A 10,757-nucleotide genomic window follows, 5' to 3' on the forward strand; every position below is an offset into this window, starting at 1 on the left:
CCCTGGAGGAGTACGTCGACCGGTACGCCGCCACCCGGATCCGCCCGACGCCGGAGGGCCTGAGCCCGGTACTCGACCGGGCTCAGACCCTGGGCGCCTCACCGTCAGTGGGCCGGTCCGACGTCGGAGAAGCGGTGCACCGCGTCGGCGCCCCCGTGGGCCCGTCAGAGCTCGAAGGCCTCCGGCGGCGGGCAGGAGCAGACCAGATGGCGGTCCCCGTAGGCCTGGTCGATCCGGCCCACCGGCGGCCAGTACTTGTCCTGGCGCAGCGAGGGCAGCGGGTAGACCGCCTCCGCGCGGCCGTACCCGTGCTCCCACACGTCGGCGGTGACCGCCTCGGCGGTGTGCGGCGCGTTGCGCAGCGGGTTGTCGTCGGCGTCCCACTCCCCCGAGGCCACCCGGTCGATCTCCCCGCGGATCGCGATCATCGCCTCGACGAACCGCTCCAGTTCGGCGAGGTTCTCGCTCTCCGTCGGCTCGACCATCAGCGTGCCCGAGACCGGGAACGACATCGTCGGCGCGTGGAACCCGTAGTCCATCAGGCGCTTGGCGACGTCCTCGTTGCTGATCCCGCTCGTCTTCTGCAACGGCCGGATGTCGATGACGCACTCGTGCGCCACCAGGCCGTTGGCGCCGGTGTACAGGACCGGGAAGTACGGCTCCAGGCGCTTGGCGAGGTAGTTGGCCGACAGCACGGCCGTCTCGGTGGCGGCGCGCAGCCCGTCCTCGCCCATCATCCGGACGTAGGCCCACGAGATCGGCAGGATGCCCGCCGACCCGAACGGCGCCGCCGACACCGGGCCGACGCCGGTGTGCGGGCCCGCCTCGGGCTGGCCCGGGTGGTTGGGCAGGAACCCGGCCAGGTGCGCGCGCACGGCCACCGGTCCGACGCCGGGACCGCCGCCGCCGTGCGGGATGCAGAAGGTCTTGTGCAGGTTCAGGTGGCTGACGTCGGCCCCGAACTCGCCGGGCTTGGCCCAGCCCAGCAGCGCGTTGAGGTTGGCGCCGTCGACGTACACCTGGCCGCCCGCCTCGTGGACCAGGCGGCACACCTCGGTGACGGTGTCCTCGTACACGCCGTGCGTGGAGGGGTAGGTGACCATGATGGCCGCCAGGTCCCCGGCGTGCTTGTCGGTCTTGGCGCGCAGGTCCGCCAGGTCGATGTCGCCGCGGCCGTCGCAGGCGACGACGGCCACGCGCATTCCGGCCATCACGGCGCTGGCGGCGTTGGTGCCGTGCGCGGAGCTGGGGATGAGGCAGACGTCGCGGTGGGCCTGGCCCCGGGAGCGGTGGTAGCCGCGGATCGCCAGCAGCCCGGCGAGTTCGCCCTGGGATCCGGCGTTGGGCTGGAGGGAGACGGCGTCGTAGCCGGTGACCTCGGTCAGCCACGCCTCCAGGTCGCGGATGAGGGCCAGGCTCCCGGCGGCCTGGTCCAGTGGAGCGAACGGGTGCAGTCCCGCGAACTCCGGCCAGGTGACGGCCTCCATCTCGGCGGTCGCGTTCAGCTTCATGGTGCACGAGCCCAGCGGGATCATCGTGCGGTCCAGGGCCAGGTCGCGGTCGGACAGGCGGCGCATGTAGCGCAGCAGGGACGTCTCGCTGCGGTGGGTGTTGAACACCTGGTGGGTCAGGTAGTCCACGTCGCGCCGCAGTTCGGCGGGCACGCGGTCGGCGGACTCGTCGACGGTCAGGCCCGCGCGGGAGGAGCCGCGCTCGAACTCGCCGAAGGCTCCCAGGACAGCTTCCAGGTCGGCGGGGGCGGTGGTCTCGTCGACGCTGACGCCCACCGTGGTCTGGTCGACGGCCAGCAGGTTGTACCCCGCCTCCAGGGCGCGTTCGACGACGGCGGCGGAGTTGGGCACGCGCACGCGCAGGGTGTCGAAGAAGGCGCCGTGCACGACCTCGAAGCCGCGCTCCGCCAGACCGTCGGCCAGGGCTGCGGCGCGGGTGTGCACCTGGCGGGCGATGGCGCGCAGGCCGTCGGGCCCGTGGTGGACGGCGTACATCCCGGCCATGACGGCGAGCAGGACCTGGGCGGTGCAGATGTTGCTCGTGGCCTTCTCGCGCCGGATGTGCTGCTCGCGGGTCTGTAGGGCCAGGCGGTAGGCGGGACGGCCCGCCTGGTCGACCGACACGCCCACCAGGCGTCCGGGCAGCTGTCGGCGCAGCTTCTCGCCGACGGCCATGTACCCGGCGTGCGGGCCGCCGAAGCCGAGCGGCACGCCGAAGCGCTGGGTGGAGCCCACCGCGATGTCGGCGCCCAGGTCCCCCGGGCTGCGCAGCAGGGTCAGGGCGAGGATGTCGGCGGCCACGACGGCCAGCGCGCCGCGTTCGTGGGCGGCGGCCACGACGTCGCCCGGGTCGCGCACGACGCCGCTGGAGGCGGGGTACTGCACCAGGACACCGAAGGCGTCGCCCTCCGGCAGGCCCCGGGACAGGTCGGCGACCACGATCTCGATCCCGAGCGGTTCGGCGCGGGTGCGCAGCACGTCCAGGGTCTGGGGGAAGACGTCGGCGTCGACGACGAAGACGTCCGCCTCGCTCTTGGCCGCGCGCCGGGCCAGCGTCATGGCCTCGGCCGCGGCCGTGGCCTCGTCCAGCAGGGAGGCGCCGGAGACGGGCAGGCCGGTCAGGTCGCAGACCATCGTCTGGAAGTTGAGCAGGGCCTCCAGGCGACCCTGGGAGATCTCGGGCTGGTAGGGCGTGTACGCCGTGTACCAGGCCGGGTTCTCCATGATGTTGCGCAGGATGACGGGCGGGGTGAGGGTGTCGTAGTACCCCAGGCCGATCATGGACGTGCGCACCCGGTTGCGGTCGGCCAGGCGACGCAGTTCGGCGAGGGCCTCGGCCTCCCCGAGCGCCTCGGGCAGGTCGAGGGGGGCGCTGCGGCCGGGGCCGGTGAGGATGGACTCGGGCACGGCGGCGGTCATGAGCTCGGCGGTGGAGCCGTAGCCGACGGCCTTGAGCATCTCCACGGTCTCGGCGGGGGTGGGCCCGATGTGGCGGTCGGCGAAGACCCGTGCGGGGGTGCCGGGGGTGTGCGGCGTCGGGTCTGGCGTGGACTGGTCAGGCACGGAGACCTCCTGGTGACAGGGCCGAACGGGTCGGCGCTTTCCTCACGGTCTCCCCCTCTGTCACCGGGCACGGCGGTGCCGGGCTTCAGAGCGGCCTCCTCCACGCGGTCCGTGGTGCCTGAGAGGTTACTGGGGAGTATTGCCCCGTCGGCGCCCCTGCCGGGGTCTCTCCCGCGTGGTATTGACGGCCTGTTGACGCTGTGCATGGATGTACGAACAGGACGAATGTCAGTTTTCGTCCTCGTTGTGACCAAACGGTACTCGATCCTCGGGCCGGAGGCCGAGCCCGGGTCCGGCGTCCACGGCCGCCAGCCCCGCCGATCCGGGGTCCCCAGCCGTGCGCCCGCTCGATCGCGCACACCGTCCACAGGCGGGACGCGCCCGGTCCAGGTTCTCGCGCGGGGACCGAACGCACGACCGCCGCGCCCGGCGGGTTCAGCCCGTGCGGCGCTCGCGGCGGCGACGCGCCAGCTCGTCCACCGGCTGCCGAGGAGCGGCGGGCAGGTCGGCGCGGTCCTCGGCCGGAACGACGCCCAGGGCCTCCTCCAGTTCGCGCCACACGTTGCCCAGCGCCAGACCGAACATGCCCTGGCCGCGTTGCATGAGGTCGACGACCTCGTCGGGGGACGTGCACTCGTAGACGCTGACGCCGTCGCTCATCAGCGTGATGCGGGCCAACTCGGGTGCGGGCCTGCCGCGCAGATGGTCGACGGCGTTGCGGATCTGCTGCAACGAGATGCCGGTGTCCAAGAGACGTTTGGCCACCTTCAGCAGCAGGATGTCGGGAAGGCTGTACAGGGGCGCGTTGTGGGCGCCGGCACGCACGCTCGGCTCGACCAGACCGGTCCTGGCCCAGTAGTCGAGCTGACGGTAGGTGATCCCCGCGGCGGTACACGCCGCTGGGCCCCTATACCCGACGTCCATAGGCAGCGCCACCACGTCCTCTTCGCACAGTAGGCCCTGCTGCCCCGCTAGCCGCAGCGCGGACCGCCTGTCATGGGTCTCCCGCTTGCCGCCCGCTACCGCCACGCCGACCTCCGGCTCCTCGTCCCACGGCGGCGTCGACAGGGGATGTCCACTCAGGGATGGGGTGCGCCGCGGGTTCCACTGCACCGACCGTAGGACGGCCGACCGGCAGCGTCAACGAAGGCGCGCGGCGCGTCGCCAAGTGCGCGCCCCGTCCGTCTCCCGGCTCCGGGTCGCGCCCCGTCCACGATCGTCCGGAGGTTCCGGCCGTGACCACGGTGTCCTCCCCCTGGCCCGATTACCCAATGTATCAGTGGCGACTACGACGAACCCGCAGGTCACAGCCGTGTCGCAGCGTTTCGCCCCCGGCGCGCACCGCGAACGCGGCGGCGCCCGCCCCCGAGGGGCGCTACTCGGCGCGCCGGCCGAAGTCCTCGGGCGAGATGTTGTCCAGGAACTCCCGGAACGCCTCGACCTGGTCCTCCTGCTCGTCGGGGATCGGCATCCCGGCCTCGGCGATCACGTCCTCGTGGGCGTAGATCGGCGTGCCGGTCCGCAACGCGAGCGCGATCGAGTCGGAAGGGCGCGCGCTGACCTCCACCCCGTTGCTGAACACCAGCTCCGCGTAGAAGATCCCGTCGCTCAGACCGGTGATGTTCACCGTCTTCAGCCCGGTGTCGAGCGCCTCCAGCACATCCCGGAACAGGTCGTGGGTCAGCGGCCGGGCGGGCGCCACCCCCTGCTGCGCGAGTGCGATCGCCGTGGCCTCCACCCCGCCGATCCAGATCGGGAGGTAGCGGTCTCCGTCGGATTCCTTGAGCAGGACAATCGGTTGGTTCGAGGGCATCTCAACCCGGACGCCGACGACCTCCATGTGCTTCACAGCGGCTCCGTCCCACGAGTCGTCATGCCGGATGGGCGCTCGTCCCTGCTCCCACGTTGGATCAGGACCCGAGGGCGAAATCGGCACCCTTCGTTACAAAGCTGTCCGGAGGCGGGGGCCCGCAAACCTTGTAGGCCCGCCTCCCCCGCCCACCGTCTACCCGGCGACCGCTTGAGCCAGGTCAGCGGCGTGGCTTGGTCAGCAGGACCATGCGGAACTTGCCGATCTGGATCTCGTCCCCACCGCCGAGCGCGGCCTCGTCGACCGGCTCACGGTTCACGTAGGTGCCGTTGAGGCTGCCCACGTCCCGGACGCGAATCCGTCTCCCCGGCGGAAGAACTCGACGTGCCTGCGCGAGACGGTCACGTCGTCGAGAAAGATGTCGCTGTTGGGGTGGCGCCCCGCGGTCGTCACGTCGCTGTCCAGGAGGAACCGGCTCCCGGCGTTGGGACCGCGCCTCACCACGAGCAGCGCCGTGCCCGGAGGGAGCGCGTCGGCGTTGGCCGGGTCGTCGGCCGCCAGCTCGTCCCCGGTCGACTCCTCCTCAAGGGCCTGGATCCCGGAGATCGAGATGGTGGACGTGACGTCGCCGGCGGAATCCCCACCCGAACCCAGTGGAGCCTGCTGCTGGGGCCTGCGGACGGGGGTGCCACAGTAGGAGCAGAAACGGGCATCATCCGCAACGGCGTGACCGCACTGCGTGCAGTAAACGCTCGACATAGGTCGGCTCGGCCTCCTACCGCACGGGGCGGTGCTTGATTCGGCTGATCGGTGACACGTCCCGGACACCGCGCGGGTTCCTCACCCGCACACCGCCCGAGGCGTGGCGAGACAGCCCGCTGTCCGGCAGCGGTACGCCTCACACGGTCGGTCGCTAGGTCTCATCCCCCATGATGTACTCCTTGTCACCCCCGGCGCGGACTCCGCCGTCATCGGGGCGCCCGCCCGGTGGTGACGCGGTGCGTCAGGGAACACTCGACTTTAAACCATATCCCTGTCCAGGAAGGGTTCTGCTCCACCTCGGCCTGCCGTGGACGCCCGGACTCGCCCACGGCTGAGGGGACGGCGGACCCGGCACCCGGGGCACCGTCTCCGCCGATGTCCGCCCCCGTCGAGATGGACACCTGCTCTGGTGCTGATGCCTCGCGGGACTGATTGGTTCGCAGCTGAGCCACAGGGATTCACGCGAACTTTCCACCACCGCGATGACCTGCCGTGATGCCCAGTTTAGCGGGCTGGAGCACGGCGGTCCCAAGCGGGGCCCGCCACCGTGGGCGCGGCACGGCCCGCGACACGCCGCGCGGGTGCGGGCGCGACGGCGCGCCCGCACCCGCGCGGCACACGCCCTAGCCCTCGGCCCGTTCCACGACGGCCGCCCACTCGTCCAGGATGCGGTGAGCGGTGTCGGGATCGGGACCTTCGGCCCAAAGATGGGTCACGGCCTCGGCGGTGTCGGGCAGGACCAGCGCCCAACTGCCGTCGGCCTCCAGGACCCGCACGCCGTCGGTGGTGTCCAGTTCCCGGTCCCCGGCGGCCTCGACGACGGCGCGCATGACACTGCCCTTGACCGCCCAGGGGGTCGGCACCGAACGGCGGTACAGGTGCGCCTGGGGGATGGCGCCGTCGATCTGGCCCACGGAGCGGCGGGTGCGCGCCACCAGCCCGAGCAGGCGGACGAAGGCGGCGATACCGTCGCTGGTCGGACTGAACTCGGGGATGACGAACCCGCCCCGTCCGTCGCCGGCGAAGACGATCTCCTCGTCCCCGGACCGGACCGCCTTGGTGAGCTCGTCGGTGGCCGTGGCCGTCCACCGCACCGCGACTCCGTGCGCGTGGGCCACTTGCTCGGCGACCCGGGTGGTGGTGACCGGCAGCGCCACCGTCCCGCCGCCGCGCTCGGCGGCGACCAGGTCCAGCACGACCAGCAGCGCGCGGTCCCCGTCGACCAGCTCGCCGTTTTCGTCCACGATCGCCAACCGCTCGCCCACCGGGTCGAACCTGACGCCGAAGTCGGCTCCGGAGCTGGCCACGAGTGCGCCCAACCGTTCCAGGTCGCGCATCCGCTTGGCGGGGGTGTCGGTGGGCGAGGCCTCGTCCAGGCGGTTGTTGACCGTCAGCACGTCCACGCCGATCCGCCCCAGGAGCGACGGCAACAGGAGCGATCCGGTGCCGCCCGCGCAGTCGACCACGACCTTGAGCTCGGCCTCGGCCACGCCGGTGGTGTCCACCGCGCGCAGCAGGTCGTAGGAGTAGTTCTCCACCCCGCGCGACGGGAAGGTCAGCTCGCCGATCTCCCCGGGGAAGGCCCGGCGGTACTCGGCGCGGGAGAAGACCCGGTCCAGCTTGCGCTGGGCCCCCGGGGACAGGTCGGCGCCCTCCCCGTCCAGGAAGAGGATGTCCACCGACTCGGGGTCCCCGGGACTCGTGCGCAGGTGGATGCCGCCGCTCACACCGCTCTGCGAGGTGTGGAACCGCGCCACCGGCAGGGGCACGACCTCCAGGTCGCGCACGTCGATCGCGGCGGCGGTCAGCGCGCTGATCACCGCCCGTTTGAGGGTGCGCGCCGCCCGCGAGACGTCGCGGGAGGTGGTGACGATCGCGCCCTTCTTCAGCGTGGTGGCGTAGGAGTTGGCCAGGCGCACCGCCAGTTCGGGGGTGATCTCGACGTTGATCAGACCCGAGACGCCGCGCGGACCGAACAGCGAGCGCTGCCCGCGCGACTCCCACACCACGTTGGTGCTGACCACCGCACCGGCCTCGATGGTCTTGAACGGGTAGACCTTGACGTCGTTGTGCACGTAGGCCTCGGACTCGACGACGCAGTCCTCGCCCACGACCGCGCCCTCCTCGATCCGGGCCGCGGCCATGACATCGGTGTTCTTGCCGATCACGGCGCCGCGCAGGTTGGCGCCGCGCCCGATGAACACGTTGTCGTGCAGGACCGTGCGGTGGCAGAACGCGTCGGCGCGCACCACGGCGTTGCTGCCCAGCACGGTGTACTCGCGCAGTTCCGCCCCGGACTCGACCTTGGCGTAGTCGCCGATGTACAGCGGGCCCTTGAGCACCGCGCCGGGGTCGACCTGGGCGCCCTCGCCGACCCACACGCCCGGGGACACCTCGAAGCCGTCGATCTCCACGTCGACGCGGCCGGAGAGCACGTCGGCCTGGGCGCTGACGTAGCTCTCGTGCGTGCCGACGTCCTCCCAGTAGCCGTCGGCGACGTACCCGTAGAGGGGCTCGCCCTCCGCGAGCAGTTCGGGGAAGACGTCCCCGGACCAGTCGACGACCTCGCCCGCGGCCACGCGTTCGAGGACCTCCGGCTCCATGATGTAGATGCCGGTGTTGACGGTGTCGGAGAAGACCTGGCCCCACGTGGGCTTCTCCAGGAACCGCTGGACGCGGCCTGTTCGTCCACGATGACGATGCCGAACTCCAGCGGGTTGGGGACCCGTTTGAGCGCGATGGTGACCTTGGCGCCGCGCTCCCGGTGGAACCGCACCATGTCGGTGAGGTCGATGTCGGTGAGGGCGTCTCCGGAGATGACGATGAACGGTTCGCCGCGCAGGTGCTCCTCGGCGTTCTTGACGCTGCCCGCGGTCCCCAGGGGGACCTCCTCGGCGACGTAGTGGAGCTTCATGCCCAGCTCCTCGCCGTCCCCGAAGTGGTTGCGGATGAGGGTGGCCAGGAACTGGACGGTCACCACCGTCTCGGTGAAGCCGTGCCTGCGCAGCAGGCGCAGGACGTGCTCCATGATGGGCTTGTTGACCACCGGGAGCAGGGGTTTGGGCAGGTTGGCCGTCATGGGCCGCAGACGGGTGCCCTCCCCTCCCGCCATCACGACGGCCTTCATCGGGGGCGCGGCCGCAGTGCCGGCGGTCGTGGTCGGGTCGCTCTGGGCGCCGTTGCCGGTCATCGACCAGACCTCCGTACGACGGTGGCGTCCGGCGTCGCGGTGCGGGGATGGGAGCGCGCGGCGTCGCACGCGGTGGGACATGTTCTCATGGCGGAGATGACACTCCCTCTCGATCCGACAGGATTCGCGGTGAGCCGTTCCGCCGGTTCGTGTCCGGACCGGCTCCCGGGCCGGTCCCGTGGCGCGTCCGTCGCCTTGCGCTCCGGGTTCGTCCGTCAGCGGTCGCGTGGTCGGTCGGATCGGGTCGATCCGTGCCGCGGCCGCTCTGGGTCGCTGTCCTCGGCGTCCGTCCGGCCGCCGGTGTGATCAGCGCGTTCGTCGCGGCGGGTCTGGGCGATCAGGCGCAGCCCCTGTACGGCGTAGAGCAGTCCGGCCCACCAATACAGAGCCGTTCCCCAGAGTGCGAACGCCCAACCCATAATCCGCGCCACATCCGAGACGATCGCCGTGTGCCCGGCGATGAACAGCAGGGGGAACGCGTACAGCAGGCACAGCGTGGCGGCCTTGCCCGCGAAGTTGACCGGGAGCGGCCCGTATCCGAAATGGCGCAGCAGCGGCAGCGCGCCGAGGATGAGGACGTCCCGCAGCACCAGGATCGCCATCAGCCACCACGGGACGATGCCGCGCACGACCAGGCCGAGCAGTGCGGCGAAGATGTAGAGCCGGTCGGCCAGCGGGTCGAGCACCGTGCCCAGGCGCGAGGTCTGGTTCCAGGCGCGGGCGATCTTGCCGTCGAGCCAGTCGCTGAGCCCGGCGAAGGCGAGCACCAGCAGGGCCCACCAGTCGGCTCGCGGCCCCAGGACCAGCCACAGGAAGACGGGCACGCCCAGCAGCCGGAGCATGCTCAACAGGTTGGGCACCGTCCAGATCCGGTCGCTGACCACCGGTCCGGCCACGTCGCCCCCCGCCTCGCCTCTACCGTCGTCCCCGGATCGCCCCATAGCGCCAACGATAGCGGGCGGCGGTGCCGTTTCCCGCCACTACGGCCGCCACCTGGCCCGACGTGCCCCGCCCGCGGCTCACCGGCCCGGCGCCGCGCCCAGGAACCGCACGAGTCGGCGCAACCGGTCCGGTCCGGTGGGCTCGGCGTCCTGGAGCGGCACGCGCACGACGCCCAGGTGCGCGAACCGTTCCTCGGTGAGGGCGAGGGCGTCAGCGTTGTCGGGGCCCGCCGTGCCCTCGGGGATCTGGTTGACGATGACGGGCGTGAGGCGGAACCCGGCCTCGGTGAGCTGGTCGACGGCGCGTCCGGTCTCGGCGAGCACCATGCGCCGGGGCAGGGTCACGAGGGTGACGGCGGCGTCCTCGCGCAGGCGGGCGGAGGCGCGCTCCAGTCGTCGGCGGCGGGCGTGCAACCGCTCCAAGAGGGGGTCGTCGGCCTCGTCGTCCCCGCCGCCCACGATGTCGGCCAGGGCCTCGGCCCTGCGGGCGCGTTCGCGCTGGCGGGTCAGGCCGACCACCCACGGGGTGAGCAGCGCGGGCAGGTGCAGCAGGCGCAGGAGGTGGCCGGTCGGGGCGCTGTCCACGACCAGGTGGTCCCACCGCCGGCCGACCTCCTCCATGCGGTCGACGAGCAGGTCGGCCAGCGCGGACTCGGCCATGCCGGGGCTGGCCCCCGCCTGGTCCAGGTGGCGGTGGACGGCGGGCATGACCTCGCGGGGGACGGCGCGGCGGGCGTCCTCGGCGACCTGGGCGATGCGGCGGCGCACGGCGGCGTCGGCGTCGGGTTCGGCCGCCCACAGGTTCGGCGCGATCAGCGCCGGGGCGTCGGTCAGGGGGGTCTCCAGGGCGTCGCCCAGGGAGTGGGCGGGATCGGTGGACACCACCAGGACGCGGCGGCCCGCGTCGGCCAGGGCCAGGGCGTGCGCGGCGGCCAGGGTGGTCTTGCCGACGCCGCCCTTGCTTGCCGACGCCGCCCTTG

5 protein-coding genes, 2 pseudogenes and 1 riboswitch are annotated in these 10,757 nt (G+C 72.1%); all 7 genes and pseudogenes read right to left on the reverse strand.

Features of this window, described 5'->3' with window-relative positions:
• Positions 1–164: 164 nt before the first annotated feature.
• Positions 165–2,969, reverse strand: a complete 2,805-nt coding sequence (gcvP, locus tag BJF83_RS06090; RefSeq protein WP_394329301.1) for an aminomethyl-transferring glycine dehydrogenase — start codon at positions 2,967–2,969, stop codon at positions 165–167.
• Positions 2,970–3,169: 200 nt separating this feature from the next.
• Positions 3,170–3,258, reverse strand: a riboswitch (glycine riboswitch).
• 251 nt (positions 3,259–3,509) lie between these two features.
• Positions 3,510–3,998: a MerR family transcriptional regulator gene (locus tag BJF83_RS06095; protein WP_075925524.1), complete on the reverse strand. Its 489-nt coding sequence runs from the start codon at positions 3,996–3,998 to the stop codon at positions 3,510–3,512.
• A 451-nt stretch (positions 3,999–4,449) separates the two neighbouring features.
• Complete coding sequence (locus BJF83_RS06100; protein WP_075925525.1) at positions 4,450–4,923, reverse strand: bifunctional nuclease family protein; 474 nt, start codon at positions 4,921–4,923, stop codon at positions 4,450–4,452.
• 181 nt (positions 4,924–5,104) lie between these two features.
• Positions 5,105–5,643, reverse strand: a pseudogene (locus BJF83_RS06105) (FHA domain-containing protein).
• 626 nt (positions 5,644–6,269) lie between these two features.
• A pseudogene (locus BJF83_RS06110) lies at positions 6,270–8,773 on the reverse strand (sugar phosphate nucleotidyltransferase).
• A gap of 278 nt (positions 8,774–9,051) precedes the next feature.
• Complete coding sequence (locus BJF83_RS06115; RefSeq protein ID WP_262391351.1) at positions 9,052–9,777, reverse strand: CDP-alcohol phosphatidyltransferase family protein; 726 nt, start codon at positions 9,775–9,777, stop codon at positions 9,052–9,054.
• A gap of 78 nt (positions 9,778–9,855) precedes the next feature.
• On the reverse strand, positions 9,856–10,757 hold a 902-nt coding region (locus BJF83_RS06120), incomplete at its 5' end, for an ArsA family ATPase (RefSeq protein WP_262391352.1).

The sequence above is a fragment of the Nocardiopsis sp. CNR-923 genome, assembly GCF_001942255.1.
Classification (GTDB): domain Bacteria; phylum Actinomycetota; class Actinomycetes; order Streptosporangiales; family Streptosporangiaceae; genus Nocardiopsis.

Excerpts from the sequence above, each read along its gene's own strand:
- gcvP (WP_394329301.1), bottom strand. The coding sequence starts at position 2,969 with ATGCTCAAGGCCGTCGGCTACGGCTCCACCGCCGAGCTCATGACCGCC.
- BJF83_RS06095 (WP_075925524.1), bottom strand. The coding sequence starts at position 3,998 with ATGGACGTCGGGTATAGGGGCCCAGCGGCGTGTACCGCCGCGGGGATC.
- BJF83_RS06115 (WP_262391351.1), bottom strand. The coding sequence starts at position 9,777 with ATGGGGCGATCCGGGGACGACGGTAGAGGCGAGGCGGGGGGCGACGTG.